Source organism: Corynebacterium sp. HMSC073D01 (assembly GCF_001815555.1).
Taxonomy (GTDB): Bacteria; Actinomycetota; Actinomycetes; order Mycobacteriales; family Mycobacteriaceae; genus Corynebacterium; species Corynebacterium glucuronolyticum.
Genome location: NZ_KV821047.1, coordinates 57,758 through 84,518 on the forward strand (window position 1 = coordinate 57,758; position 26,761 = coordinate 84,518).

Sequence of the window (26,761 nt, forward strand, 5' to 3'; positions counted from 1 at the left end):
CTGCCGAGAGCAGTCCACCTGCCGGGCCGCGTTGGGACCCCAAGGTACCGAGTGCGGCCCGGGTAGCGCGGACGGCCGAGTAGCTGGTTCCGTTTGGGCCGCGTTGGGGCCAGCAAGGTTCGGAATGCCACCAATCCCGCAACACCATCCAGACCGGCCATCGAACACACAAAAAGAGCGCAACCGAAGTGGCTGCGCTCTTTGCCGTGAGGGAGGCTAGTCGGCCTTGCGCTGCACGGGCTCCATGTGGAGGCGGAAGCGGGAGTCGACATCGACGTCGCGAATCGCTTCGCGGAGGTCGAGGTTAGCCTGCTCAATACGGTCGCGGATCTGAACCGAGTTCACGCGCGGGTCGGCAGTGATGGTGAAGTCCATGACCGGGCGGTCGCGGAATTCCTTCACTGAGGCACCGGCGTTTTCCACGAAGGGAATGTCCTCAAACGTCTCGGCGATAGCATCAGCGATGCGCCCGAGGGCGAGGCTGATGTTGCCATCCTGGTTAGACGCGGAGGAGGGGACGCGGTTGATGGTCTTGCGGGTGAAGTTGCTCAGGATCAGCCAGAGGCCGAGGATGAGGGCAACGATGCCGATGAGACCGAGGATCCACGGGTAGGCGGGGGCGTCGGATAGCGTGCGCCATGCGTCTTGGTCTGCAAATTCGGTGGCGTACTGGGCGTACGGGTTATTGAAGTGCAGGGCGATAAGCAGGGCGCCAACCAAGGCAAAAAGAAGGAAGCCGAGGAAGGAGACGATGCGGTTGAATGCAGCTAGGGCTTTGTTCATTGCTCAGTTACTCCTTCCGGTTCCTTGACATGCACCGTGAGCGTGGGTGCGCCTGCGACGTGCGCGAGGTGCGGAGTGAGGTGCTCCGTCACGCGACGGGTGAGGTCTTCTGCGGTGGTCGTGTCGCCATTGACACTGACCGTGATGTGTTTGGGGGTCACCGTCGAATGTGCGTGGAGAACGCCGGGAACCTTCTCCGCCTGAGCGGTGCACAGGCGGGCGATGTCGATGGGGCGCATCCACAGGGAGGTGGCGGATTCGATCTGTCGGTGGGTGCTCTTGCGTGGCCAGAAGGTGACGCAGAGAAGCACGAGGGCAATGACGCACAGCAGGATGCCCACGGGGAACATCCAGGATTGGTAGGTCAGGGTGCCGATCCACGAGTAGACCGGTTCCAGCCAACTGGTGGCGGTGGTGTCTCCGTAGAGAACCCAGAACTCACGGCCGATGATGATGGCAAACGCTACAAGGAGGATACCGAGGATGACGGATACCCACTTGGCACCCGGGTCGCGAACTGGTTCGGATCCGAGGTAGGAGCTAGTGGAAATTGTGTCGACCTCGCTCATTTCGTAGCACCTCCTTTACGCGATTCTTGTTAATGGAAATGGGCTTTAGCTCATGCTGTCGTGCTGCCGGGCGGTGCGCCGGAATCCCACGGGAGACAATCCGGGGGGAAACGACGCGGATCGGAGCCGGCGTGCGCACGGGCACGGGCTGGATGGGCGGTAGCGCGGCGACGCTGCGGACGCGTGTTTCCACCGTGGATGGGTGGATGAGCGGCCGGGATTCCTTCACCCGGGGCGAAATTGCCTGCACAGGGCGGGGCGTCTTCGGGGAGATGACGCTCGCCTTGCGGGTAACACGCGGGGATGCGGGTGTGACCGGCTGCGGCGTGTGCACCGACATGACCGGTTTGGCGTTCGGTAGAGATGTCGGACGGACGAAGCGCGGTTCGGGAGTCTCCGGGGACCAGGCCTCGGGGATCGTGCCCGCGTCGATGGCGCGCAGCTCCGGCTGCCGTCCGCGGTCTATGGGGCGCAGCTCAGGAATGGTGCCTCGGTCGATGGGGCGCAGCTCCCGTTGTGGCTTGACCGTAGGGGAGACGGGGATGGTCTCCGTGTAGCGAACGGGAATCGTCGCTGGCTCCAGGCCAAAGTCGAGGAGGTGGTTCATCGAGACGCGCGTCGGCACGTTCACGACGGGCCCGACAGCTACGTTCACGGACACGTTTTCAATGCCCGTGAATCGACTGATCCAGGTGCGTACCGTGTCGCGCACGGTTTCCGCCACGGCCGTGACGGGCGAAGGCCAGGTCACAGCGATAGTGGAGTCGATGGAGACGCTACCGTTGGTGTCGTCTGCATCGATGTTGAACCGTGGGTAGGAGCGCCCGGTGATCTTCTCCAGGCCGGAGGAGCGCTGGACAACGCCCGGCACGGAGAGAATCGCCTGCTGGACGATGGTGGACAGCGCGCGCTCAGTAAAGTGGTTGAACCCGCGCTTGTCCTCGAAGCCCGCCGTTACGTCCGCTACCTCTGGGAGGCTTGTCGACGCTTGTGAAGCGGTTTTCTCGGGGGTTGTCACAGGTTACCCCCTGCCACGGTTGCCGAGTGAATCCACAAAGGTCCGGATATCGAAATTACCGTCAAGTTGGGCTCCGACAAGGCCACCAATAATGGCGAAAACTGCGGCGAGGAAGAATCCTCCGATCCCGCCGGTGGTGGCAGCGATGGCGAGCAGTAAGCCGACGAGGAGTCCAATGAATGTTTTGTTAATCATAAATGCATCATTCTTCACAAAGTTGGAATTACTGGGCGTCGCCAAAGATTACGTCTATGGGGAGATCAACGTGCCGGGATGCGACACTGCGAACCTTCTCTGCTACTCGGTGAAGATCCTCGCCAGCGGCGTAGTCGCACACGAGGTGCACCTCGAGGCGAGAATCATTTACGCGGAGTCCCTGCACACGCGTGCCGGGGTAGAGCAACGCAACTTCGCCGAACTGCCCACTGTGCATGTCGCCAACACCGTGTATAGAGGTAACCTCCGACACGATGGCTTCGGCGACGTCTAGCGGAACAGACTGGGTCACGTGTCGTGCTCCTTAGCGGTAGCTCTTGCGGCCCTCGATGGCGGTGGTCTCTTCCGGCTCATCCTCCTCGAGCTCGAGGTGGACGTCGTGGACGGTGACGTTGACGGAGTTGACAGTCAGGCCGGTCATGCGCTCAACAGCGTTGATGATGTTCTGGCGGATGGCCTCAGCCAGCTCGTGGATTGCAACGCCGTACTCGGCGACGATGGCGACCTCAACGTCGGCGGTGTTCTCGTCGGTGTTGACGGAGACACCCTGCTGGACGTTGGTGGAAGCACCAACGGTGTCGCGCAGTGCGCCAACCATGCGGGCTGCCTGGCCACCGAGTGCGTACACGCCGGAGACTTCGCGGGCTGCCATGCCGGCGATCTTAGAAATAACGGAATCCTCAATGGCGGTGTAGCCGTGGGAGGTTGCCTTGGCGTTCTCTGCCTCGAAATCGGCGTTCTGAGTGACGGGCTTGGTTGCGTCCGTGCTCTTGTTGTCCTGGGAAACAGCCTTCGAGGTGTTGTTCTGTGCCATGGAAGTATTCTCCTTGCATCGATTCAAGTTGGTTTGGTTACGGTAGCTGCTGGTCTGTGAATAAATCAGCAACAACATTCAATCTTAATGAAAAATGTGTAACAAGTGGGTAACGATATTTTTCCTGCCGTGGAGGATGGTGGGCGGGTGAGGGGAGAGGGGAGCCGAAACCAGGGGAGCGTCGGCAAGCAAAAAAAGAAAGGTTTGCAATTTTTAAGGGCATATGTTTTAATGTCCAGGTTGCCAATTGAGCGCCTTCGGGCGCGGACATTGGGAACAGTGATTTTCCGGCAAGGTCTGGAAGCCAGAAACTGGCTCACGTGCAATTCAACAGTGGTTCGTAGGCGATTATAGAGGCGCCTTCCTATGTGAAGAGTCGCCACCGCATGTCTATCCTCTGTTGCAACCGGCGTGAGTACCACGGACTGGACAACGTTATAGAGAAACTAACCATCAGCTCCCACCAACCAGGTAATACTGATGTGGGACGAGCGAGGAAGAGGATAAGCGTGGCGGGACAAAAGATCCGCATTAGGCTCAAGGCCTACGACCACGAAGCGATCGACGCGTCAGCGAAGAAGATCGTGGAGACGGTCACCCGTACCGGTGCCCGTATCGTTGGCCCCGTGCCGTTGCCCACAGAAAAGAACGTCTACTGTGTTATTCGTTCTCCCCACAAGTACAAGGACTCGCGCGAGCACTTCGAAATGCGTACGCACAAGCGCATGATCGAGATCCTCGACCCGACCCCGAAGACCGTTGACGCGCTTATGCGCATCGATCTTCCGGCCAGCGTCGATGTCAACATTCAGTAACTGCGAGCGAGTAATTCCTTACGGAGAATGAACAATGAGTGAAAAAGAGATCAAGGGCATTCTGGGCACCAAGCTCGGCATGACCCAGGTCTTTGACGAGGACAACCGGGTTGTTCCGGTCACCGTCGTCGAGGCTGGGCCGTGCGTGGTCACCCAGATTCGCACCGTTGAAACCGATGGCTACAACGCTATCCAAATCGCATATGGCGAAATCGACCCCCGCAAGGCTAAGAAGCCGCAGGTGGGTCACGCAAAGAAAGCTGGCGCTACCCCGCGTCGCCACGTGGCAGAGATTCGTATGGACGATGTGTCCGGTTACGAGCTCGGCCAGGATGTGACCGTCGACATCTTCGAGGGCGTTAACCTCGTCGACGTCACCGGCACGACCAAGGGCAAGGGTTACGCCGGCGCAATGAAGCGCCACGGCTTTGCAGGCCAGGGCGCTGCCCACGGTAACCAGGCTGCTCACCGCCGCGTCGGCGGTATCGGTGCTTGCGCAACCCCCGGTCGCGTATTCAAGGGCACCCGCATGGCTGGTCGCATGGGTCAAGATCGCGTCACCACTCAGAACCTGAAGGTTCAGAGGATCGACGCCGAGGCCAACCTCATCCTGATCAAGGGTGCGATCCCGGGTAACCGTGGTGGCCTCGTGACTGTTAAGACCGCAGTGAAGGGCGGTGCATAAGCATGAGCAACCTAGTACTCGATGTCCATACCGCAGACGGCAAGACCGACGGAACCGTCGAGCTTCCCGCCGAGCTGTTTGACCGTAAGGTGTCTGTTGCGCTGCTCCACCAGGTTGTGAACGCACAGCTTGCTGGCGCACGTCAGGGCACGCACTCCACGAAGACTCGTGGTGAAGTTTCCGGCGGTGGCAAGAAGCCGTTCCGTCAGAAGGGAACCGGTCGCGCTCGCCAGGGCTCGATCCGCGCTCCTCACTTCACCGGCGGCGGTATCGCGCACGGCCCGAAGCCGCGCGACTACTCGCAGCGCACTCCTAAGAAGATGAAGGCTGCTGCCCTCCTCGGTGCACTTTCTAACCGCGCACGTACCGGTCGCATCCACGCGATCACTGAGGTCGTTGCCGGTCAGAACCCGTCCACCAAGGCTGCACGTACCTTCCTGGAGTCCATCACCGACCGCAAGAACGTGCTCGTCGTCGTTGGTCGCGAGGATCAGACCTCCCGTCTGTCCGTCCGCAACCTCCCCGGCGTTCGCTTCTGCGGCCCCGAGCAGATCACCACGTTCGATGTCCTCAAGGCTGACGACGTGATCTTCTCCGTCGAGTCTCTGCACAAGTTCATTGAACTTAAGTCCAAGAGCTCTCTGGTGAAGAAGGCTGCCACGACCAAGGAAGAGGAGAAGTAAATGGCTACCATTGCAGATCCCCGCGACATCATCATCGCGCCTGTGGTTTCCGAGAAGTCCTACGGTCTCACGGAGCAGGGTCAGTACACCTTCTTCGTGGCTAAGGACTCCACCAAGCCGCAAATCCGGCACGCCATCGAGGAGATCTTTGACGTGAAGGTTACCTCCGTTAACACCCAGAACCGTGAGGGCAAGCGCAAGCGCACTCGCACCGGCGGTTTCGGGCGTCGGAAGGCTACCAAGCGCGCCATTGTCACCCTCCGCGAGGGCGATTCCATCGACATCTTCGGCGGTTCCGTCTAGGCCCCTGCGGTTTAGACCGGAAAAGATAAGGACGTATTAACTATGGCTATTCGTAAATATAAGCCGACAACCCCGGGCCGCCGCCAGTCTTCTGTGTCTGAGTTCGAGGAGATCACTCGCTCGACTCCAGAGAAGTCTCTGCTGCGTCCCCTGCCCAAGAAGGGCGGCCGTAACTCTCACGGCCACATCACCACCCGCCACAAGGGTGGCGGACACAAGAGGCGCTACCGCGTCATCGACTTCCGCCGCAACGACAAGGACGGCGTGCCGGCAAAGGTCGCTCACATTGAGTACGACCCGAACCGCACCGCTAACATTGCGCTGCTGCACTACGTCGACGGCGAGAAGCGCTACATCATCGCACCGCGTGGCCTGAAGCAGGGCACCATCGTTGAGTCCGGCGCAACTGCTGACATCAAGGTGGGTAACAACCTTCCGCTTCGTAACATCCCCGCTGGTACGACGATCCACTGCGTGGAGCTCAAGCCCGGTGGCGGTGCCAAGATGGCCCGCTCTGCTGGTACCTCCATTCAGCTGCTCGGTAAGGAAGGCAAGTACGCCATTCTGCGTATGCCGTCTTCCGAAATCCGTCGCGTAGACATCCGCTGCCGCGCCACCGTTGGCGAGGTTGGCAATGCGGACCAGATCAACATCCGCTGGGGCAAGGCCGGCCGTATGCGCTGGAAGGGCGTTCGCCCGACTGTCCGTGGTGTTGTGATGAACCCGGTTGACCACCCGCACGGTGGTGGTGAAGGTAAGACTTCCGGTGGTCGCCACCCTGTGTCCCCATGGGGCCAGAAGGAAGTTCGTACCCGCAAGCCGAACCGCCCGAGCGATCGCATGATTATGCGTCGTCGCCGCAGCAACAAGAGCAAGAAGCGCTAAGAGGAGGTAACTTAGAATGCCACGCAGCCTAAAGAAAGGCCCGTTTGTAGACGAGCACCTCCTCAACAAGGTAGATGCTCAAAATGAGAAGGGGACCAAGCAGGTCATCAAGACCTGGTCCCGTCGCTCCACGATCCTTCCGGATTTCATTGGTCACACTTTCGCCGTCCACGACGGTCGCAAGCACGTGCCGGTGTTCGTCGACGAGTCCATGGTTGGACACAAGCTCGGCGAATTCGCACCGACCAAGACATTCAAGGGTCACGTTAAAGACGATAAGAAAGGGCGGTAAGTAAATGACTGATCAGATTACGTCCGCTCGTGCTACCGCGCGCTTCGTCCGCGTCTCCCCGATGAAGGCTCGCCGCGTTATCAACCTGGTTCGCGGCAAGTCCGTCTCGGAGGCGCTGTCCATTCTGAAGTACGCTCCGCAGGGTGCTGCTGAGCCGCTCGCCAAGGTTGTTGCCTCTGCAGCAGCTAACGCTGAGAACAACTTCGGCCTGGATCGTAGCTCGCTGGTCATCTCCGAGGCATACGCCAACGAGGGTCCGACCATGCGCCGGTTCCGTCCGCGCGCACAGGGTCGTGCATTCCACATCCGCAAGCGCACGAGCCACATCACCGTGGTTGTCGAGGAGAAGAAGGAAGGGGCCAAGTAATGGGCCAGAAAATCCATCCTCATGGCCTCCGTCTGGGCATCACCTCAGATTGGAAGACCCACTGGTACGCAGATAAGAAGACGTACTCGGAGTACGTTGCTGAGGACATCAAGATTCGCGAATTCCTGGACAAGGGCCTCGATCGCGCCGGCATCGCCGACGTCGTCATCGAGCGCACCCGCGACCGTGTTCGCGTCGACATCCACACCGCCCGCCCGGGCATTGTGATTGGACGTCGCGGTTCTGAGGCTGACCGCATCCGCGGCGAGCTCGAGAAGCTCACCGGCAAGCAGGTCGCCCTGAACATCATCGAGGTCAAGAACATCGATGCCAACGCTCAGCTGGTGGCTCAGTCCATCGCCGAGCAGCTTTCCAACCGTGTCGCTTTCCGTCGTGCTATGCGCAAGGCTATCCAGTCTGCTATGCGTCAGCCGCAGGTCAAGGGCATCAAGGTTGTGTGTGCTGGTCGTCTCGGCGGTGCCGAGATGTCCCGCGTCGAGCGCTACCACGAGGGTCGCGTTCCGCTGCACACCCTGCGTGCCGAGATCGACTACGGAACCTTTGAGGCTCACACCACGTTCGGCCGTATTGGCGTCAAGGTGTGGATCTACAAGGGCGATGTCGTCGGTGGCCGTCGCGAGAGCGAATTGAATGCACCTGAGAATCGTCGCGGCCGCGGTAACCGCGGTGGCCGTCCGCGTCGCGGTGGCCAGCGTCGCCAGCGTGCAGAGCAGAAGAAGCAGGAGGCTTAAACACCAATGCTTATTCCAAAGCGCGTTAAGTACCGCCGTCAGCACCGCCCCGGTCGCCGTGGCGTTGCAAAGGGTGGCACTCGCATTACCTTTGGTGATTATGCCATCCAGGCTCTGGAGCCGGCTTACATCACCAACCGTCAGATCGAAGCTGCACGTATTGCCATCAACCGCCACGTCAAGCGTGGCGGCAAGGTATGGATCAACATCTTCCCGGATCGCCCCCTGACCCAGAAGCCGCTCGGCGTTCGTATGGGTTCCGGTAAGGGCCCCGTGGAGAAGTGGATTGCTAACGTCAAGCCCGGCCGCATTCTCTTTGAGATGAGCTACCCGGACGACGCCGTTGCAATTGAGGCTCTGCGCCGCGCCGGCCAGAAGCTTCCGTGTAAGTTCCGTATCATCAGCAAGGAGGATCAGTTCTAATGGCAGCTGGTATCCCCGCCTCCGAGCTTCGTACACTAGACAACTCCCAGCTGGTTGAGCGTCTCAAGGAGTCGAAGGAAGAGCTCTTCAACCTTCGTTTCCAGCACGCCACCGGTCAGCTGACCAACAACCGCCGCCTGGGTGTTGTGAAGAAGGACATTGCCCGCATCTACACGGTTATCCGTGAGCGCGAGCTGGGCCTGTCCAACGTTCCGGAAGCTGAGGCATAATCATGACTGAAAATTCTGAGAAGAAGAAGGGTGCTCGCCGCGTCCGCGAAGGCTACGTTGTCTCTGACAAGATGCAGAAGACCATCGTTGTCGAGCTCGAGGACCGCAAGCAGCACGCCCTCTACGGCAAGACCATGCGCTTTAACAGCAAGGTTAAGGCACACGATGAGGACGAAATCGCCGGCATCGGCGACCGCGTCCGCATCGAGGAGACTCGTCCGCTTTCCAAGGACAAGCACTTCCGTCTTGTTGAGATCATCGAGAAGGCTAAGTAAGACTTAGTCCTCCGACGATCCGCCCGGCCCCCTCGTGGGGCCGGGTTTTTTCGTGCCTGCTTTCCCATCCGTCCCGAATGCGGCCCATCTCTCCCCGTGCTTTGTGTGCTTCGCCCTGGGTCGGGCCGTGTTGCGTAGTGCGCGGTCCCGAATGCGGCCCGTCTGCTCGCTGCTTTTCGACGTTTGCCTGGTGCTGGGCCGCGTTTGAGCCGACTTCTGCCGTTTGTGGCCCATCCGTCCCCATTCTCTGCGTGCTTCGCCCCGGGTCGGGCCGTGTTGCGTAGCGTGCCGTCCCGAATGCGGCCCGTGTGCTCGTTGCTTTTCGACGTTTGCCTGGTGCTGGGCCGCGTTTGGCACTTGCAAGCACGCGCGTGGAGAAGCAGAGAATGGAGATTCTCACAGGGAAGGAAAGACCGAGCATCACCGTTTGGCGTGGGAACACCTGTCAATGCGCTCATAGGTACGTTTTGTTTCTCAGCAGCGGGCGAGGTGCGGAGTGGTGCGGCGCGGGCGGTCGGGGTGAAATCTACATGACAGACACGACGAAAACGGCCTCGCCGGGCTGAAATACAGAAACTTTCTCTAATAAAGCAGCTTTCTCACTCATTCCGGGGGTACCTCCGAAAGAGGTCAGACATGGGCTGTGGGATGAAGAAGCGGGGTAGGTGACTATTGCCCTATTCTTGGTGAGCCCAAAAAGGGTGAGTAAACTCAAGGTGTTCAACGAAAAACAAAAGTTTCCGCGGCTAGGACTGTGGGACAAGGAGAATGTGTACACGTAGTTCTGTGAGAGTCTGGGTGGCATAAGTTAAAAAGGAGGCTGGTATGTCTGCAGAAGAATTCACTCCATTTACATTGTTGTGGGATGTGGGATGGATATCGCTTTTGATGGTCATCGGGAACACGCTGCGCAGGCGGGTCGGCATCTTCCAACGGCTGCTCATGCCGGCCTCCATCACGGGCGGCATCCTGGCTCTCATCCTCGGCCCCGAGGTGTTGGGGTGGATCCCATTTTCTAACTCGATGGGGACGTACACGACGTTGCTCATTGCCTTCGTCTTCGCGTCGATGGCCTATTCGATGGAGCTCGGCGGGGGAGTGGCGAAGAATGCGCGCAACATGTGGGCGTATTCGACATCGATGTTCCTGGGTCAGTGGGGCTTGTTCATCATCCTCGGCAGGTATGTCTTGGATCCTATTTTCCACACGGGCGAGTGGTTCGGCATGATGCTGCCGGTCGGTTTCGTCGGCGGTTTCGGCACTGCGGCGGCGGTGGGTTCCGCGCTGCAGGACGCGGGCGCGCCGGATGCGGCGTCATTGGGCTTTACTGCGGCAACGGTGGGTACCATTGCGGCGATCGTCGGTGGCATGATTTTCTCGGCGTGGGGTATTCGCACGGGGCGGACGAGTGCGATTCCGCAGCGTCTGCCGTGGGATTTGCGCTCCGGCTACATCGAGAACTTGGAAGATCGCCCGGCGGTTGGTCACGCGACGACGAACCCCTCGGCGATTGAACCGATCACCCTGCACATTTCGGTGGTGACGCTGACGGTGCTGGCTTCCGATATCGTGGTGACCTTCATTAAGGATATGTTCCCCACGGTGAGCATTCCGCTGTTCGCGATGTCGTTCGTCATGGGTTTGGCTGGTCGCATCTTCCTCAAGGTGGTTCGTCACCCGCACTTCCTGGATAAGGACCTGATTGCCGCAAACTCGGGTGCAGCGACGGATTATCTCATTGCGTTTGGTGTGGCATCGATTGCTCCGGCGGTGGTTGCGGCGTACTGGCAGCCACTGCTCATCATGTTCGTCGTGGGTATCCTCTACTGCTTCCTCGTGTTCCGCGTCCAGGCCCCGCAGTACTTCGGCGAACGCTGGCTCGAGCGTGGCCTGTTCACGTGGGGTTGGGCGACGGCTGCGGTGGCCACGGGCATCGCGCTGCTAAAGATCGTCGATCCGAAGCTGAAGTCCGGCACGCTGAATGAGTACGGCGTGGCCTACGTCGGTTTCGCACCGTTCGAGATCGGTATGACTCTTCTGGCCCCGATGTCCTTCGCCTTCGGGTGGATGGCGGGTCTCGGCTGGGCATCGGTTCTTCTCGGCCTGGTCATTGCCCTTTTGCCGAAGCTCCTGCACTGGGAGTACACGCCACCTAAGGTCCGCTCATGAAATGGGCATGGGTGTGGATAGGGTTTTGGACTCTTCTCACCGTTGGTGGGGCGATTCAATTGCTTGTCGACGATTCGGTGCACGGTTTTCGATATCTCACCCTCGCCGCGGGCATTGCCATCTGGGCTGTCACCCTCGTGAAATGGTTTCCCCGCAGGCTTCCACTTGTGGATTTCTGGAAGGGCAGTTACACGGGTTTTTCCATCGCCTACGTGGTTGCGAGTGTGGACTTTGCTGCGCTGTGGCAGTCCATTGCCCCTCTTTTCTTCGTCGTCATGGTGTACATGGGGTTCCTGGAAAACTATAGGTTTACGACGTGGTTAGACGACCAAGACCCAACCACTGAATGAGAAAAAGGCCATCATATAAATGATGGCCTTTCAATGTGTTTGGCTAGCTCGCCGCCTTCTTCATCGCCTCGAGGAAAGAGATGTAGCGGTTGCGGATCTCCAGCAGCGGAGCGACAACGGCATCGTCGGAGATTTCGGCGACCTCGTTTCGGATGGCCCGCTTGGTGCGGTTCTTGATTCCCGCGCCGATAGCCCACCCGAAGGCACCGGTGAACAGGCCGAGGACGAGCCCCACGAGAAGCCCGGCGAGGATGAGGAGAGTTGGCACGGGCCACCCCTCCACTTCGGGGATCCGCGGTTCCATAATCGGTGCGATGACACCGGGTAGGAAGGCGATGACGAGGTACCACAGCACGCCCACCAGCGCGGCGAGCAACCCGATCCACTGTAGGAAGGTGAAGATTCCCCACCCCTTGCCCGGTTGTGCGGGTAGTTCAGTGCGAGCGACGGCGCGGTCGAGTTGGTCGGGCAGGTTGTCCACGATCTCCTCGGTGTGGTCGAACAGTGCCGAGGACCAGCTCGTCGGCAAGCCCTGGGCGGCGGTGTCTGCGAAATTACGCACACCCTTGTTGGCGACGGCGCGTGAGGACGCGTCGAGCGCGGGCATGGAGGAGCGGTGGACACCGAGCTCATCGGCTTCCTCGCGCAGGCCAAGGCGCTTGAGCGGGTCGGCGCGGAAGCGAGGAATCCAGCTGGTGAGGAGCCAACCGGTCTTCTGCCCCAGGCGTTTGCGGTAGGCGGCGGCGGTGACATCCGCGATGGAATCGGCCCCGGCTGCCTTGGCGAGGTACGTATCCAGTTCCTTCTTAGCGCCGCGAGGAACGTCACCGGGAACCTTGTTTTCCGCCCAGGGTGCGGTGATCGTGTCGATGTCGGCGGCGATGCGCTGTTCCTGCGCCGCATGTGTTTGCGCGACGCGAGCGATTTCCTTGCGCAGCTCCTCCACGCCTGCACCGGTCTTGGCACTGGTGGGGATGACGCGCACGCGGGACAACCCATCGTCGATAAGCAGCTGGTGGAAGGAGCGGGCGACATTGCGCGCATCGTCCTTGCTCAGCTTGTCCGCCTTGTTGAGGACAGCGAGGGTGACGGAGCTGTGGGAGGCGTGCGGACGGATGAACTGATCGTGGATGATGCCGTCGGCGTACTTCTCGGGGTCGGTAACCCAGACGAGCACATCCACCTGGCCTGCCAGGCGCTCGGCAACCGCACGGTGCTTTGGCTCGACGGAATCGAAATCCGGTAGGTCGAGAAGGATGAGGGGACTTCCGTGGAAGGTTCCGGTGCGCATCCTCCGATCCTCTACCTGCAGCCAGTCCAGCAATTCCTCAGATCCCTCCGGCTCCCACACGGCGGCCAGTGGCGAAGAGGTGGTGGGGCGGCGGGCCGCAGCTTTGCCCAGATCTTCGCCAACCACGGCGTTGAACAGGCTCGTCTTGCCGGAGCCGGTAGCACCAAAGAAACCGACGACGGTGTGCGAACCGGAGAGCTCGCGGCGCTGTGCGGCCTGCTCGGTTACACCGGCAATGGCCTCCTGCTCGCGTGGTGAGAGGTAGCCCCGCCCGAGATCAGCGGCGGTATTTAGCGCGTCGAGACGCTCGGTGAGGGTGGTCTTCTTTCCAAACATCTACTTGTTACCCTTCGCCTGGTTGTGCACGTAAGAGACAGCATCGGAGGCAAGTTCCGTCAGTGCAGCTGCCGGAGTGCCGTCACCGAGGTGGTCGGTGAGCTGGTAGTAGCGCTCAGCTTCGTCAGCAAACAGCTTGTTCACCCGCTCGTTCAGTGATTGGCGGGCGCTGTTCGCCATCCTGCGGACCGCGTCCTCGCCGAAGATGGTCTCCAGAAGTTTCTGCCCGACGACAGCCGAACCACCCGCAATGGCGACCTCGCCGCCGGTGAGCCCCGCCGTACCAGCAAAGACGACGAGCATGAGAGCGACGGTGGCGGCGTTGATACCGAAGCTCATGATGCGCGCTTTCATCCGCTTGTCGCCGGCACTGTCCTCAATATTGCGCATCAGCTCGCCCTGCCATTCGCGGACGAGGGAGGATGCACGGTCGCCGATATCGCGGCTGGCGTGGGCGAGTGACGGATCGGTGCCCTCGCGCAGAATCGGTGCGTTGGAACCGATATAACCCCATGAGCGTGTGGCCCCGGTCTCGGCGGCATCGACGATGACGGCGTGGAGGCCCTCCTCGATCTCGGTCTCCACCTCGCGCACTGGTTCGGGCTTGCCAGAGAAGAAGCGCCCAATCCGATCCAGAGCTTGGGCGTACAGCCGCTCGACCGTCCTGAAAACATCGGATGTGCCGACGAAGTCCTGCCAGCGGTTAAGCACCTCCTTGCGCAGCAGCTGGCCGTCACTGGTCGCGTTGAGGACCTGTCTCGTCGCCGCCTCGTAGTTGTCGGCGATGCCCTCGTTCAGCTGCTCAGCGAAAGTTTCCTGTTGTTGCTTAACGTGCGCTATCGCCCCCACTCGTTCCTCGAGCTTGCCGACGGCTCCGAGCAAGGTCTTCCCCGCCATCTCACGGCGGGCTGCGGCATCCGCCGCAAGGGTTGCCAATCGGTCCGACAGCTCAGATACATACTCGTGGGGGAGGAGCTCCTCCACGTGGCCCGCATCGGGGATGACGATGAGCTCCGCGTCGTGCAGTTGCGCCTCGTCCATCATCCGTCGCAAGTCGTTCGGTACGGAATCACCGGAATCTTCCTCAACCTTGTTGAGGACAACAATCACCTGTAGGTTGCGGCCCGCAGCATCGTGGAGAAAGTTCCACACGAGCTGATCGGCATACCGCGCCGGGGTGGTGACGAAGATCCACAAATCTGCTGCGGCGAGGAGTTGGGTCGCGAGAGCCCGGTTGCGATCGTCAATAGAATCGAAGTCCGGGGCGTCGAGAAGCGCAAGACCCGGAGTCAAGGAATCGGCGACGACCGTGCGAAGGCTCGTGGCCTCAGGGTTCTGATCCGGATCGCCGTGCTCGCGGGCGAGACCCGGCAGGACATGCGGCGAGTCGAACCACTCGGCATCCGCCGGGTTAGACACAAGGACGGGCTGCCTCGTCGTCGGCCTAATCACCCCCGAGCGTGACACACGCCTACCGACGAGAGCATTGACGAGCGTGGACTTACCGCTACCCGTCGACCCTCCGATCACGGCGAGGAGAGGCGCATCGACGTTTTTTAATCGAGGCAGGATGTAATCGTTAATTTGGTCGATGATCGCCTCGGTCTCCCGCTTCGATTCGGGGTCCGTGGAAAAGCCCACGCCCTTCAATCCGTCGCGGAGGCGGACGATAGTGTCCAGTGCGTTGTCGTTCACACCCCTATTCTTCCACGAACGCCTATCGAGCGAGACATCTATACTTACTTGTTTTAGATTTTTTATATACGTAATTTTGGAAATATGTGTTCCACCATGTGGAAGAACATATTGGTTATTGGACTCGCATACTTCGGGTTCACTGTGGGGGCGGGGTTCGCGTCAAGGCAGGAGATGCTGCAGTACTACGTCTCCTACGGCACGGGGGGCTGCGGACGGCATCATCGTCCTTTTCCTCATGCCGTTTACAGCAATGGTCATCCTGCAATACGGCAGTAATTTCCGGGCGACGAGCCACGGCAAGGTATTCGGCAACGTCACCTCCGCCGTCACCGCCCGGTTCCTGGACTACGCCCTGACGGCCTCCCAGTTCTGTCTCGGGTTCGTCATGATGGCCGGCGCGGGGAGCAACCTTCACCAGCAGTTCGGCCTTCCGCTGTGGGGTGGCTCGGTGATTATGGCCGTCCTCGTCCTGGAAGCGGGCATGCTCGATGTGGAGAAGATCACTAACCTCTTCGGTGCGATCACGCCATTCATGCTGCTTCTCATCTTCATTGCCGCCATCGCCGCTATCGTCTCCGGGCCGGGGATCTCGGCCACGTGTCGGAATATGCGCAGCAGACCGTCGACCAGCCACTGCCCAATTGGTGGTTGAGCGCGCTCAACTACATCGGCGTGGCCATGCCCTCGGGTATCGCCATGGCCTTTATCATCGGCGGAAACAATTGGCGGCCGAAGGAGGCCAGCTGCGGTAGTTTTCTCGGCGGTGCGATCTTTGCTGTTGTTCTCCTTGTGATGGCCGTCGCACTGCTGTTCCGTGTGGAGGACGTGGCACACGCCGACCTGCCCACGCTGCTGCTTGTTGAGCAGGTTCACCCTGCACTCGGGCCGGTGGCAGCGATCGCCACGTACCTCATGATATTTTCCACGGGCCTGTCCGTCATGTACTCGATGGGACGCAGAGTAACGGTAGGCAATCCCGCGTGGTACCGGATGCACTACGCCGTCCTCGTGGGGGGATTGCGTTTCTCCTCAGCTTGTTCCCCTTCACTGAACTGGTCAATAAGATCTTCCCCGTCATGGGATGGTTGGGGATCGTCATGGTTTTCATCCTCCTGGTTGCTCAATGGGCGACAGGATATTTACACGGAGGGGCACCGACGCGACAAGATTCGTGCCCTCATCCTCCGCAAACTCGTTCTCGAGGAACCGCGACTGGATGCAATTAACCACGGCGCTTCGCAGCTCTGAGATCGACAGCAAGGAACTGCGTGAGGGACTGACGCAGGAAGCCGTCGAGGAACTGCACGCGGATGAGGAATCAGAGTGTACAAAGGAGGACTTCGATGAGGAGGAATTGTGGGCCGATGCAAGCCGTCGCCCGCTGTTCAAAGGGGAGGTACGCATCGTCGACGAGATGGGACCTGAATAACATACCCACGCTGAAGTGATAACCGGTACACTGGCAAAGGTAGATGTAGTTAATGCGAGACCTTATGAAGAAAGGGTGGCATACATGTCGCTACTTACCTCCGCAGCTTTTCGCGTCATTCCCGGCGCCTTCATTCTTAACTCCGGCATCCAGAAGCTGGGCATGGACGAGAGCTCCTCTGCCGGCCTGCAGAACATGGCCGCCACCGGCATCCCAATGATGAAGGAAATCCCCACCGAAAAGTTCGGTGATTTCATCGCATACTCCGAGATTGGCATCGGCGCCACGCTGTTGGCCCCGTTCGTTCCGGATCGCCTCGCCGGCATGGTTCTCACGCCGTTCGCCGCTGGCCTTCTTTCCATGTACTTCGGCAACCCGGAAAACACGGAAGACGACGGCATCCGTCCGTCGCAGGAAGGCCTTCCGCTGGCTAAGGACTCCTTCCTCCTGGCTATCGGCCTCGGACTTGCTCTCAAGGGTAAAGACGACAAAAAGTCCAAGAGGGAAAAGGCCATTGAGGCAGCAGAAGAAAAGGCCCAGAGTGTGCGCAAGGACGTAGAAAAGGGTGCTCACAAGCTGTGCAAGAACATCAACCTGAAGAAGCTTCCCTTCTTTAACTAAGGCGTTCTCCTGACTGACCCCGTCCCATGTGGACGGGGTTTGGTTTTTGATAGGGGACGTGGTAAATTGTCTCGCGTTGCCTGAACAGGTGCGCGCTAGCGTGCCTTAGTGGGTAACAGGCCAGGTACGTTCCGGTCGGTAATCGGGCGTACGAAATTTTCCAGGTCAAGGAGACTTAAACGTGATTCAGCAGGAATCGCGCCTCAAGGTCGCCGACAACACGGGTGCTCGTGAAATTCTCTGCATCCGTGTCCTCGGTGGTTCCACTAGGCGCTTTGCCGGCATCGGCGACACGATCGTCGCCTCCGTTAAGGATGCCACCCCCGGCGGCAACGTAAAGGCCGGCGAGGTTGTCAAGGCAGTTATCGTCCGCGCTAAGAAGGAAACCCGTCGCCCTGACGGCTCCTACATCAAGTTCGACGAGAACGCCGCCGTACTCATCAAGAACGATGGCGAGCCCCGCGGTACCCGTATCTTCGGACCCGTCGCTCGCGAGCTTCGTGAGAAGAAGTTCATGAAGATCGTTTCTCTCGCACCGGAGGTGATCTAACCTATGAAGATTCATAAGGGAGATACCGTTCTCGTTATCGCTGGCAAGGACAAGGGTGCCAAGGGCAAGGTCATTCAGGCTTTCCCGAAGACCAGCAAGGTCCTCGTCGAGGGTGTTAACCGTGTGAAGAAGCACGTGGTCAACTCCGCTCCTGAGCGTGGCGCAGAGTCCGGCGGAATTGTTACGCAGGAAGCTCCGATCCACGTCTCTAACGTCATGATCATTGATGCAGATGGCAACCCGACCCGCGTTGGTTACCGCATCAACGAAGACGGCAAGAAGGTTCGTGTTTCCAAGAAGAGCGGGAAGGATCTGTAAGAATGACTGACAATTACACTCCCCGTCTCAAGGCTGTTTACAAGGACCAGATCCGTGAGCAGATGAACAAGAAGTTCAACTACGACAACGTGATGCAGGTTCCTGGTCTGACCAAGATCGTTGTGAACATGGGTGTCGGCGAGGCTGCTCGCGACTCTAAGGCTATCAACGGTGCTCTCGAGGATCTGACCCTCATCACCGGCCAGAAGCCGGAGCTCCGTCGCGCACGCAAGTCTATCGCTAACTTCAAGCTCCGTGAGGGCATGCCGATTGGTGCCCGCGTTACGCTTCGTGGCGACCGTATGTGGGAATTCCTCGACCGCCTCCTGACGGTTGCTCTTCCCCGTATTCGTGACTTCCGCGGTCTTTCCGACCAGCAGTTCGACGGCCATGGCAACTACACCTTCGGTCTCACCGAGCAGACCATGTTCTACGAGATCGACGTTGACAAGATCGACCGCCCGCGCGGTATGGACATCACTGTTGTCACCACCGCCACCAACAACGAGGAAGGCCGCGATCTTCTGCTTCGCCTGGGCTTCCCGTTCAAGGATAAGGACGGCGTTAAGCAGCAGCCGAGCGACTAGTTCCAAACCAGAAAAGCGCCCTTAAAGGGCGCTTTTTTGCTTTTCTCAAGGGTCGTACTAGCGAGCGCGATTCAAGGGTTCCAAGAAAGCGCGGAAAAGCCCGCGCGGGCTAGTGAAAGCTGCGCGGGCTTACCAGGAGGAAAGACGGGGAGTGTTACTTCTTCCAGCCGATGTTTTGAGGCTTGACGATGGCGAATCCGTAGGCGCCGACGTTAGCCAGCCCCTCCTTCTGCGCAAACATGTCAGGTCCTGCGTACATCGGGACAATGCCGAAGCGCTGCAAGAACTCCGGTTCGATCTCATTGGAGCGTGCGGTCTGCTCATCGCGGGTGGGCAGATCCTGGAGCTCCTTGATCTTGGCGTCGCCTGCAGCGTCGCCTGTGGAGGAGACGTTGAGGTCAGAATCCGAGCCATAGGTCTGGTCAAAGAAGGCCACGCCGAACGGGTCGGAGGATGTGAAGCCCATGGGGAAGAGATCGAAATCGCGGGCGGTGTAGATGTTGGAGAACTCGCTGGACGGGCGCTCCTCAATCTTGATGTCCACGCCAATCTCCTTCATCATCTTCTGGAAGGCAGAGGCGGTATTCTTGGTAATCTCCTCGGCGCCGGTGAGGACGTAGCGCAAGGAGAGTTTCTGGCCGTCCTTTTCGCGGATTCCATCGGAACCCTTGACCCAGCCGGCTTCATCCAAAATCTTGTTGGCCTTCTCCGGATCGTAGCTTGTTACCTTGGAGAAGTTATCCTGGTACGTGGGCTGGAAGGAGTGGATGATGAAGGATCCGGGCGGGGTCTCCTGGTAGGGCAGACCTTGGAACCAGATCTTGGAGAGCGTCTCGCGGTCGATACCGGTGACGATGCCCTCGCGGACCTTGATATCAGAAAGCTGCGGGGACTTGGCGTTGAGGGTGAGAAGCGAAATCTTCGCCTTGTGGCCGATCTTCTTCTCAATGCCGTCCATTCCCTCGACGGCAGCCCAGCGGTCGCGGGCACTCACTGAGGTGACATCCACCTCGCCGTTCTTGAAGGCGTTGATGGAGGCATCTGCTTCCATCTGGCGGAAGATACGACGGTCCAGCTTGCCCTTGTCTCCCCACCAGTTATCGTTGCGCTTGAACACGGCCTCGCCCTTGTTAAAGTCAACGTAGTCAACCGTGTACGGGCCTGCGCCCCACTCGGGGTGAACCTTGTTCACATAGTCGTTGTAGTTGGCCGGATCCTCGAGTGCCGGGTGGGCTGGCTCATTGAACAGAGACTGCCACCAGGGGTAGGTACCCCTGAAGGTGATAACTGCCTGCTTGGGGGTCTCACCCTGCTCGACGGAGGTGATGCGATCATAGCCGTCGGTGGCGTTGGGCTTAAACTCATCGCTCTCGCCGTTGTTGATCTTCCACGTTGCGTGGAAGGTCCTCCAGTCCATGTCGGTGCCATCGTTGTACTTGGCCTCGTCGCGGATGGTGAAGGTGACTACGGTATTGCCGTCCTTGATTTCTTCCTTCACGTCGGTGAGGTAGTCATCGTTGATGGAGTAGTTACCTTCGCCATCAAAGAGTACAAACTGCGGGTTGTACCAGCGCCACAGGTTGAGGGTGTACAAAGGAGCATCCGCGTGGTTGCGGTTTTGCTGTGGGGAGATCTCGGTGATCGGTGTGACTAGCTCGCCGCCGTCTTTCACCTGATCGTAAGGCGTTTCATTGTAGTCTGCTGCCTTGACTTCTATCGCCTGGTTGTCTGAGCTATTTGAGGCCTTGGAGGAGCTGTTGGCTTCCGAGGAACCGGAGTTGTTGCTCGCGCAACCGGTGAACACGAGGGCCGAAGCAGCCAGAATCGCCGCGAGTTTTGTGGGCAAGGGGCGCACTTTCATGCGTATGACTCTCCTTTCAGGAACAGCGACTCTGACAGTGAGGGTGCAGGCCACTTAAAATGTTCCACTAATTTTTGATAACGGTGAATTAGCTGGCGCACAGCATCTGGCAGGCACGTCTGTCAGGTGTATTACAACTCACTGTGCATAACTAATAGTGACTACGTTATCTAGTTTCTAGGGCAATTTCAGGGGTTTGCCATGAAAAACGTCCAAAGGGTGTAAAAAAACAGCCGACGGATGCTCGTCCGTCGGCTGCAAATTATTAAATTGTTGAACGAAACTTACTTCTTCCAGCCAATGTTTTGAGGCTTGACCACGGCGTAACCGTAGGCACCGACGTTAGCAAGTCCCTCCTTCTGAGCTTGGATAGCCGGACCGCCGAATTCGGGGATGAGGCCGAACTTGGCCAGGAATTCCTTCTCCAGCTCGTTGGAGCGTGCAATCTGCTCTTCACGGGTGGGCAGGGACTGCAGCTCCTTGATCTTGGCATCGCCTTCCTTGTCACCGGTGGAGGACAGGTTCAGCTCGGAATCAGAGTTGTAGTATTGGCCGAAGTAGGCAACGGCGTAGGCATCGCCAGCCGTGATACCCATGGGGAGGATATCGAAATCGCGGTTGGTGGAAATCTCGGACCACTTGTTGGAGGGGAGCTCCACAATCTCGATCTTGATACCCACGTCGCTCAGCATCTTCTGCGTGGCGGCGGCGGTGTTGCGGGTGATCTCATCCACGCCAACGAGGACGTAGCGGAAATCTAGCTTTTTGCCGTCCTTCTCGCGGACACCATCGGCGCCTTCCTTCCAGCCTGCGTCTTCCAGGAGTTGCTTGGACTTCTCTGGGTCAAACTGAACTACCTCGGAGTAGAGGTCCTTGTAGTCCGGCTGGAACGTCATGAACATGAGTGATCCTGGGGGGTTGTCACTGAAGGGCAGACCCTGGAACCAGATCTTGGCTAGGGTTTGCCTATCAAGCGCGGTGGCAAACGCCTCGCGCACCGGGAGCTCGTCCAGGCCCGGGGACTTGGCGTTGAGGGTCAGAAGTGAGATGAAAGGACGGTGACCGTATTTCATCTCGGTGCCCGGCTGGTCCTTGACGGATGCAAAGCGGTCACGCGCGCCGGCACCGGTGTAATCAATTTCGCCGTTCTTGAACGCGTTGATGGAGGCATCCGGGTTCATCTGGCGGAAGATGCGCTGATCCAGTTTGCCGGGGTTACCCCACCACTCGGGATTGCGCTCGAAAATTACTTCGCCCTTGTTGAAGTCGGCCGAGGCAACGGTGTACGGGCCTGCGCCCCACTCGGGGTGAAGCTTCTTCACGTAATCGTTGTAGTTGGCCGGATCTTTGAGAGCTGGGTGTGCAAAGTAGTTGAACAAAGACATCCACCACGGGTACGGGCCATCGAAGGTGACCACGGCCTGCTTGTCGGTCTCACCCTTGGTTACGGATTTGATCTGCTCGTAGCCGTCGGTGGCGGAGGGGGAGTAGGCCTCGTTTTCGCCGTTGTTGATCTTCCACACCGTTTCAAATGTGGTCCAATCAATCGGGGTGCCATCGTTGAAGTGCGCCTTGTCATTGATTGTGTAGGTGAGGACGGTGTTGCCGTCCACCATCTCCTCTTTGACATCGGTCACGTAATCGTCGTTAGGCGAGAACTCGCCGTCTGCGGTGAACAGCGAGACAACGGGGTTGTACCAGGTCCATAGGTACCTGGTGTAGGTGGGAGCATCGGCGTGCCACACGTTTTGCTGCGTGGAAATCTCGTCGATGGCGGTGATGATCTGCCCGCCGTCCTTGACGTTCTCGTAGGCGGTTTCGTTGAAATCGCCGGCGGGAATTTCTTCTTTGTTTTGTTCCTTGGAATTGGTCTTCCCGGAGGCAGAACTGTCACTGCCCTCTGAGCCCTGTTGTGAGGCACAGCCGGTGAGAATCAGTGCGCTTGATGCGACGATGGCCACTACAGCGCGCGCTGTTTTCCGTAATTTCATATTTTTCCTCATCCTCCTGGGTGTGAGAAATATTGGGTGGGTCTTTTAAATGGTGTTATTCCGCACGGTGCCAGTGGCAGGCGTAGAAGTGATCCTTACCTGCGTCCTGTTCCATGGAGGGCGTCGTACCATCGCAAAGAGACTGTTGGTCTTCAGAAAGCTCGCGATACAGGGGGCAGCGGGTTCTAAACGCGCAGCCCTCTGCCTTCTCGGTGGGGGAAGGCAGGGTATCTGGGAGAAGAATCCTCTGGCGTTGGCGCTCCAGGTCCGGGTCAGGGATGGGGATAGCCGATAAAAGCGCCTGAGTATAGGGGTGCTGGGGGTTATCAAACAGCGAGTTGGTCTCGCCCTGCTCCACAAAGCGTCCCAAGTACATGACGGCAACACGGTCAGAGATGTGCCGGATCACGGAGAGATCGTGCGCCACAAAGAGGTAACTCACGCCGAGGCGGGCCTTGAGCTCATCGAGGAGGTTCAGCATGCCTGCCTGAATGGAAACATCGAGGGCGGAGACCGGCTCATCCAAAACAATGAGCTTGGGTTCTGCAGCTAGCGCGCGGGCAAGCGATATGCGCTGGCGCTGGCCACCAGAGAAGTGGCCGGGGAAGCGGTCGATGTGGGCCGGGTTCAGCCCCACCAGATCCATGAGCTCTGCTACACGGGCATCGTGGTCGCCTTCCCAGCCGAGGGCGTCGAGGGGCTCCTTGATAATTTCCGATACCGTGAGGCGTGGGTCGAGGGCTCCCATTGGGTCTTGGAAGACGATCTGAATTTCTTTTCGCAGGAGCCTTCGCTCGCGCCGCGGAATGTCTCCCACGTCCTTACCGCCGATGACGATGCGGGTGGGATCCTCGGGCTTCATGTCCATGATCTCCAGCAGCGTGGTTGTCTTGCCACAGCCGGATTCGCCCACGATGGCGAAGCATTCTCCCTGCTTGATGTTGAAGGTCAGGCCACTGACCGCGTAAACGCTGCCCACCCTGCGCTTGAACATCGCGCCCTTGATGAGCGGGAAGGTCTTGGTCAGATCGGTGACATCGAGTACGGTCGTGCGCTCCTCGCGGGGGATATCTGCGAACGCGCTGACGGGGGCATCCTTGGCCGGGAAAATTTCCTTGCCGTTGAGGTGGCCATTCGAAATCTCGTCAGCACGCACACACGCGACAGCGTGGCCAGGCTCGATATCCTGGATATCTGGCTCCTTCTTCAGGCACGCCTCGGTGGCGATGGGGCAGCGCGGGGCAAAGGTACATTCATCGGGCAGGTTGACCACGATAGGCGGTGCACCGTCGATGGTGGTCAAAGCCTTCTTTTCTCGCCTTGCCACGCTTGGAATGGCACCCAAGAGGCCCACGGTGTAGGGCATATGTGGGTTCTTGAATACGGTGTGTACGTCCGACTTTTCTACGGGGCGGCCACCGTACATCACCAGCACATCATCTGCGGTCCCGGCGACCACGCCGAGATCGTGGGTAATCATGATGGTGGCGGCGTTGGTTTCGCGTTGTGCCTTCTTGATGAGCTCGAGGATCTGAGCCTGGATGGTGACGTCGAGTGCCGTGGTGGGCTCGTCGGCGATGAGCACGCGTGGGTTATTGGCAATCGCGATGGCGATAACCACGCGCTGGCGCATGCCGCCGGAGAACTCGTGCGGGAAGCTTTTTGCACGGACCTTGGGGTTGGGGATGCCCACTTCGTCGAGAAGCTCAACGGCCTGTGCCCACGCCTTGTCCCTGGAAATGGACTGGTGGGTTTGGAGTGCCTCAACAATCTGATCGCCGACGGTGAACACAGGAGTGAGGGCCGACAGCGGGTCTTGGAAGATCATGCCGATTTCCTTGCCGCGGTACGTGCTCATCTCCTTGTCCGTTTTGCCCAGGAGCTCTTCGCCGCCGAGCTTAACGGAGCCCGTTACACCCGCGTACTCGGGGAGAAGACCCATAACGGCCAGCGAGGTGACGGATTTGCCGGAGCCTGATTCGCCCACAATCCCCAGGGTCCGCCCGGGGTAGAGATCGAAATTCACGCCACGGACTGCGTCCACCTGGCCTGCTTCGGAGGGGAAGGAAACGTGCAGATCTCGGACTTGCAAGATGGGTGAGTTCATTACGCCTTACCTCCGGCAGCAGAGTTGGGATCGAGGGCGTCGCGGAGGCCGTCGGCGAGGAAGGCCACCGAGACGGTGAGCATGGTGAGGATGGCTGCGGGGAAGAAGAATTCCCACGGAGAGGCCTCCACGTTCTTGGCGCCGTTGGCCAAGAGCGTACCGAGGGAAACGTCGGGGATTTTCACACCCAGTCCCAGGAAGGACAAGCCCGTCTCACTCATGACGGCGGAAACAACGCCTAGGGTTAGGTAGATGGCCAGGAGCGAGGCGATATTGGGGATCATGTGCCTAAGCACGATCTTCCACGTGGGCACGCCCATGTAGCGGGAGGCGGCGATGAATTCGCGCTCACGAACCGAGATGGACATGGACCAAATAACACGCGCACTGAACATCCAGCCGAAGGCGATGAGGACGATGGTGAGGATCTTCCAGTCACCGCCGGAACCGCTCACCATGAGGCCGATGAGGAGGAACGAGGGGATGACCAAGAGGAAGTGAATGAGTGCGAGGATGATCTTCTCCGCCGTGCCGCCGAGGAGGGCTGCGGTGGTGCCAACGATGGCGGCGATGACGATGGTGGCGATGGACACGCTCGAGGCGATGATCATTGACCTGCCTAGACCGTGAACGGCCATGGCAAAAAGGTCGTTTCCGGCGGAGGTGGTGCCAAAGTAATGCTCACCACCTGGCGGTACGGCCAGCGACATGAAGTCCGGGTCATCGTAGGACCACGGGGTAAGGAACCTGCCAAATACCGCGAATAGAAGAAGAATGAGCAGAACAATAAGGCCGACCACGGCTGGTTTGTTGCGCATGAAACGCCTGTAGTACAGCGTGGATTTTTTCATCGGGCGCGCCACGGAATGATCCGCGACGGGTGCGTTGGGGTTCTGCTGGGCCTCTACGCGCCTGATATCGTCCATCTCATCTTCCACGATGGCCGTGACGCCGGCCTGGTTGGTGGGGTCAGAGTGTGGGCTGAAATCACCGGTTGGGTTGTTGAGCGCCGAAGCCGGTGGCAGCGGGGGCTGAGGGCCCTTTTTAATGTATTCGGGCTTTCTTTCAGACATTTAGCTCACCCTCACTCGCGGATCAAGGAAGACAACGAACAGGTCGGACAACACTGCGCCGATAGCTGTCATGAACGCGCCGAACGCGGCCACGCCGACGGCGCCGTGTATGTCATTTTTTTGGATGGTTTCCAGGAAGTAGCTGCCCATGCCGTTCCAGCCGAAGATCGTCTCCGTCATGATGGCACCGGTGAAGATGCCGGGGATGGAAAACGCGACTGAGGTGGCCACGGGGATGATGGACGTGCGCAGTGCGTGGCGCCTCACGGCCTGTGCCTTGGTGAGTCCCTTGGCACGCGCGGTGCGGACGTAGTCTGCGTCGATGTTATCCAGCAGCATGTTGCGTTGCATGAGGTGGTAACTGGCGTAGGAAATGATGAGCAGACAGATGGTGGGCAGGATGAGGTGCTGGAAGCCGTCGACAAGCTGATTGAAAAAGCCTTCGACGCCGATGGATGAAGCGCCGGTGACGTAGAACACAGGGTGTCCCGCAGCGCGGTTGATGGAGATGGCGATCCAGACAACGAGCACCGAGGCAACAACCACGTGGGTGTTGAGGGTGATGAGTGAGACGACCATCCAACCACGGTCTGCAAGCTTATCCTTGCGGGAGGCGGTGAAGACGCCGAGCGCGATACCGATGACAACAGAAAGGAACGTGGCCAAGAGGAGTAGCCGGGCGGAGACCCAGATGCGGTAGGAGATCTGCTCGTTGATGGAGTCTCCCAGCGGGCTTGAGCCCCAGTTCCAGTGGAGGAGAATCCCCGAAAGCCAATTCCACCACCTCTCGGTGATAGGGACCTTATCGTTCAAGTTGAGTGGCTCAAGGATGGCGTCAATGCGCTCCTCCGGCACCGGGGGGCGGCGACCCGCGTAGTTTGAGCGTGGGTTAAGGAAGCTTGATGCCAAGAAATACGTAATGTTCACGGCTACGAAGATCATGGCTAACCAACCGGCCGCCTTCTTCAGCATGTATTTCAGCATGTTTTTGCCTTGCTAGTCTCGGTTGCGCCACCCGTTATCCGGGCGACCACACTGTCTTCACTGTCTGGTTTGAGATACCAACCATTCAGTTGTGGGTGTTGTCACAATCGTAAGTCACAGTGACTTTTGAGGGGAATTGTTGAACAAGTGAATAGAATGAGAATTAAGGCATACTATACAAAAACGACTTTGGTTAAGTAACCTTTAGCTGGTCATATCCTGAACGCTGCCCCGGCCACCCCTGTCACGCTCATCAAAAAAAAACCACCCGTGGGGGTAGTTAGTC

The 26,761-nt window shown here is 59.0% G+C and carries 33 protein-coding genes; 20 read left to right on the forward strand and 13 right to left on the reverse strand.

Going from position 1 to position 26,761, the window contains the following annotated elements; genetic code table 11:
• Nucleotides 1-216: 216 nt before the first annotated feature.
• Genes amaP through HMPREF3044_RS06975 form a run of 6 tightly spaced genes read right to left on the reverse strand, consistent with a single transcriptional unit; the run spans nt 217 to nt 3,400 of the window.
• Complete coding sequence (amaP, locus tag HMPREF3044_RS06950) at nt 217-783, reverse strand: alkaline shock response membrane anchor protein AmaP (RefSeq protein ID WP_005394811.1); 567 nt, start codon at nt 781-783, stop codon at nt 217-219.
• Nucleotides 780-1,352 carry a DUF6286 domain-containing protein gene (locus HMPREF3044_RS06955; protein ID WP_005394813.1) on the reverse strand — a complete coding sequence of 191 codons (573 nt, stop codon included), beginning with the start codon at nt 1,350-1,352 and terminating at the stop codon, nt 780-782. Before HMPREF3044_RS06955 ends, amaP begins: the two co-directional genes overlap by 4 nt.
• Entirely contained in the window at nt 1,324-2,370 is a 1,047-nt protein-coding gene (locus tag HMPREF3044_RS06960) for an Asp23/Gls24 family envelope stress response protein (protein ID WP_005390554.1), read from the reverse strand. The genes HMPREF3044_RS06955 and HMPREF3044_RS06960 overlap by 29 nt, the downstream gene beginning before the upstream one ends.
• A gap of 3 nt (nt 2,371-2,373) precedes the next feature.
• The gene (locus HMPREF3044_RS06965) at nt 2,374-2,565 is read right to left on the reverse strand and encodes a hypothetical protein (protein WP_005390553.1); all 192 of its coding nucleotides are present in this window, start codon (nt 2,563-2,565) and stop codon (nt 2,374-2,376) included.
• Between the two features lie 28 nt (nt 2,566-2,593).
• A complete protein-coding gene (locus HMPREF3044_RS12915; RefSeq protein WP_070740315.1) occupies nt 2,594-2,878 on the reverse strand; it encodes a hypothetical protein in 285 nt (94 codons plus the stop codon).
• 12 nt (nt 2,879-2,890) lie between these two features.
• Entirely contained in the window at nt 2,891-3,400 is a 510-nt protein-coding gene (locus HMPREF3044_RS06975) for an Asp23/Gls24 family envelope stress response protein (protein ID WP_070740319.1), read from the reverse strand.
• A 509-nt stretch (nt 3,401-3,909) separates the two neighbouring features.
• On the opposite strand from HMPREF3044_RS06975, the gene rpsJ reads away from it, so the two are divergent.
• The 13 genes from rpsJ (at nt 3,910) to HMPREF3044_RS07040 (ending at nt 11,629) form a co-directional block, all read left to right on the forward strand.
• Nucleotides 3,910-4,215 carry a 30S ribosomal protein S10 gene (gene rpsJ / locus HMPREF3044_RS06980; protein WP_016458981.1) on the forward strand — a complete coding sequence of 102 codons (306 nt, stop codon included), beginning with the start codon at nt 3,910-3,912 and terminating at the stop codon, nt 4,213-4,215.
• 34 nt (nt 4,216-4,249) lie between these two features.
• The gene (gene rplC, locus HMPREF3044_RS06985; protein ID WP_005390545.1) at nt 4,250-4,900 is read left to right on the forward strand and encodes a 50S ribosomal protein L3; all 651 of its coding nucleotides are present in this window, start codon (nt 4,250-4,252) and stop codon (nt 4,898-4,900) included.
• Between the two features lie 2 nt (nt 4,901-4,902).
• On the forward strand, nt 4,903-5,583 hold the full coding sequence (gene rplD / locus HMPREF3044_RS06990) for a 50S ribosomal protein L4 (protein WP_005394818.1): 681 nt from the start codon (nt 4,903-4,905) through the stop codon (nt 5,581-5,583).
• Entirely contained in the window at nt 5,584-5,886 is a 303-nt protein-coding gene (rplW, locus tag HMPREF3044_RS06995; RefSeq protein ID WP_005390540.1) for a 50S ribosomal protein L23, read from the forward strand.
• A gap of 42 nt (nt 5,887-5,928) precedes the next feature.
• Nucleotides 5,929-6,771: a 50S ribosomal protein L2 gene (gene rplB, locus HMPREF3044_RS07000; protein WP_005390539.1), complete on the forward strand. Its 843-nt coding sequence runs from the start codon at nt 5,929-5,931 to the stop codon at nt 6,769-6,771.
• A 16-nt stretch (nt 6,772-6,787) separates the two neighbouring features.
• Nucleotides 6,788-7,063, forward strand: coding sequence for a 30S ribosomal protein S19 (gene rpsS / locus HMPREF3044_RS07005; protein WP_005390537.1), 276 nt, complete (start codon nt 6,788-6,790; stop codon nt 7,061-7,063).
• Nucleotides 7,064-7,067: 4 nt separating this feature from the next.
• Nucleotides 7,068-7,430, forward strand: a complete 363-nt coding sequence (gene rplV / locus HMPREF3044_RS07010; RefSeq protein WP_005390536.1) for a 50S ribosomal protein L22 — start codon at nt 7,068-7,070, stop codon at nt 7,428-7,430.
• A complete protein-coding gene (gene rpsC / locus HMPREF3044_RS07015) occupies nt 7,430-8,182 on the forward strand; it encodes a 30S ribosomal protein S3 (protein ID WP_005390534.1) in 753 nt (250 codons plus the stop codon). The genes rplV and rpsC overlap by 1 nt, the downstream gene beginning before the upstream one ends.
• Nucleotides 8,183-8,188: 6 nt before the next feature.
• Entirely contained in the window at nt 8,189-8,605 is a 417-nt protein-coding gene (rplP, locus tag HMPREF3044_RS07020) for a 50S ribosomal protein L16 (protein ID WP_005390533.1), read from the forward strand.
• Nucleotides 8,605-8,835: a 50S ribosomal protein L29 gene (gene rpmC, locus HMPREF3044_RS07025; protein ID WP_005390527.1), complete on the forward strand. Its 231-nt coding sequence runs from the start codon at nt 8,605-8,607 to the stop codon at nt 8,833-8,835. The genes rplP and rpmC overlap by 1 nt, the downstream gene beginning before the upstream one ends.
• Before the next feature lie 2 nt (nt 8,836-8,837).
• On the forward strand, nt 8,838-9,110 hold the full coding sequence (gene rpsQ, locus HMPREF3044_RS07030; RefSeq protein ID WP_005390525.1) for a 30S ribosomal protein S17: 273 nt from the start codon (nt 8,838-8,840) through the stop codon (nt 9,108-9,110).
• Between the two features lie 825 nt (nt 9,111-9,935).
• Nucleotides 9,936-11,279: a sodium/glutamate symporter gene (locus HMPREF3044_RS07035; protein WP_070740322.1), complete on the forward strand. Its 1,344-nt coding sequence runs from the start codon at nt 9,936-9,938 to the stop codon at nt 11,277-11,279.
• Nucleotides 11,276-11,629, forward strand: coding sequence for a hypothetical protein (locus HMPREF3044_RS07040; RefSeq protein ID WP_070740324.1), 354 nt, complete (start codon nt 11,276-11,278; stop codon nt 11,627-11,629). Before HMPREF3044_RS07035 ends, HMPREF3044_RS07040 begins: the two co-directional genes overlap by 4 nt.
• Before the next feature lie 43 nt (nt 11,630-11,672).
• Here the strand turns inward: HMPREF3044_RS07040 and HMPREF3044_RS07045 are convergent, their stop codons facing one another.
• Both HMPREF3044_RS07045 and HMPREF3044_RS07050 read right to left on the reverse strand, forming a co-directional pair.
• The gene (locus HMPREF3044_RS07045; RefSeq protein ID WP_070740327.1) at nt 11,673-13,256 is read right to left on the reverse strand and encodes a GTPase family protein; all 1,584 of its coding nucleotides are present in this window, start codon (nt 13,254-13,256) and stop codon (nt 11,673-11,675) included.
• Entirely contained in the window at nt 13,257-14,951 is a 1,695-nt protein-coding gene (locus HMPREF3044_RS07050; RefSeq protein WP_070740330.1) for a dynamin family protein, read from the reverse strand. It abuts the gene before it with no gap.
• Nucleotides 14,952-15,189: 238 nt separating this feature from the next.
• Between HMPREF3044_RS07050 and HMPREF3044_RS07055 the strand changes: the two genes are divergently transcribed.
• From HMPREF3044_RS07055 to rplE, 7 genes are all read left to right on the forward strand, one after another.
• Nucleotides 15,190-15,606 carry a hypothetical protein gene (locus HMPREF3044_RS07055; RefSeq protein ID WP_141759651.1) on the forward strand — a complete coding sequence of 139 codons (417 nt, stop codon included), beginning with the start codon at nt 15,190-15,192 and terminating at the stop codon, nt 15,604-15,606.
• The gene (locus HMPREF3044_RS07060; protein WP_005390519.1) at nt 15,552-16,202 is read left to right on the forward strand and encodes a hypothetical protein; all 651 of its coding nucleotides are present in this window, start codon (nt 15,552-15,554) and stop codon (nt 16,200-16,202) included. The genes HMPREF3044_RS07055 and HMPREF3044_RS07060 overlap by 55 nt, the downstream gene beginning before the upstream one ends.
• Entirely contained in the window at nt 16,171-16,383 is a 213-nt protein-coding gene (locus HMPREF3044_RS12615) for a hypothetical protein (protein ID WP_005390518.1), read from the forward strand. Before HMPREF3044_RS07060 ends, HMPREF3044_RS12615 begins: the two co-directional genes overlap by 32 nt.
• 84 nt (nt 16,384-16,467) lie before the next feature.
• A complete protein-coding gene (locus HMPREF3044_RS07065) occupies nt 16,468-17,004 on the forward strand; it encodes a hypothetical protein (RefSeq protein WP_070740336.1) in 537 nt (178 codons plus the stop codon).
• A 181-nt stretch (nt 17,005-17,185) separates the two neighbouring features.
• Nucleotides 17,186-17,554: a 50S ribosomal protein L14 gene (rplN, locus tag HMPREF3044_RS07070; RefSeq protein ID WP_005390516.1), complete on the forward strand. Its 369-nt coding sequence runs from the start codon at nt 17,186-17,188 to the stop codon at nt 17,552-17,554.
• Between the two features lie 3 nt (nt 17,555-17,557).
• Nucleotides 17,558-17,872 (forward strand): 50S ribosomal protein L24, encoded by a 315-nt coding sequence (rplX, locus tag HMPREF3044_RS07075; RefSeq protein WP_005390515.1) that lies wholly within the window; start codon nt 17,558-17,560, stop codon nt 17,870-17,872.
• Between the two features lie 2 nt (nt 17,873-17,874).
• Nucleotides 17,875-18,459, forward strand: coding sequence for a 50S ribosomal protein L5 (gene rplE, locus HMPREF3044_RS07080; RefSeq protein WP_005394838.1), 585 nt, complete (start codon nt 17,875-17,877; stop codon nt 18,457-18,459).
• 154 nt (nt 18,460-18,613) lie between these two features.
• On the opposite strand, the gene HMPREF3044_RS07085 is transcribed toward rplE, so the two are convergent.
• The 5 genes from HMPREF3044_RS07085 to HMPREF3044_RS07105 all read right to left on the reverse strand — a co-directional run bounded on the left by HMPREF3044_RS07085 (nt 18,614) and on the right by HMPREF3044_RS07105 (nt 26,475).
• Nucleotides 18,614-20,320: an ABC transporter family substrate-binding protein gene (locus HMPREF3044_RS07085; RefSeq protein WP_070740338.1), complete on the reverse strand. Its 1,707-nt coding sequence runs from the start codon at nt 20,318-20,320 to the stop codon at nt 18,614-18,616.
• Between the two features lie 284 nt (nt 20,321-20,604).
• Entirely contained in the window at nt 20,605-22,311 is a 1,707-nt protein-coding gene (locus HMPREF3044_RS07090; protein ID WP_070740341.1) for an ABC transporter family substrate-binding protein, read from the reverse strand.
• A gap of 55 nt (nt 22,312-22,366) precedes the next feature.
• A complete protein-coding gene (locus HMPREF3044_RS07095; RefSeq protein ID WP_070740344.1) occupies nt 22,367-24,418 on the reverse strand; it encodes a dipeptide ABC transporter ATP-binding protein in 2,052 nt (683 codons plus the stop codon).
• Nucleotides 24,418-25,491 (reverse strand): ABC transporter permease, encoded by a 1,074-nt coding sequence (locus HMPREF3044_RS07100; protein WP_005390506.1) that lies wholly within the window; start codon nt 25,489-25,491, stop codon nt 24,418-24,420. The genes HMPREF3044_RS07095 and HMPREF3044_RS07100 overlap by 1 nt, the downstream gene beginning before the upstream one ends.
• Complete coding sequence (locus HMPREF3044_RS07105; protein WP_005390504.1) at nt 25,492-26,475, reverse strand: ABC transporter permease; 984 nt, start codon at nt 26,473-26,475, stop codon at nt 25,492-25,494.
• Nucleotides 26,476-26,761 lie beyond the last annotated feature (286 nt).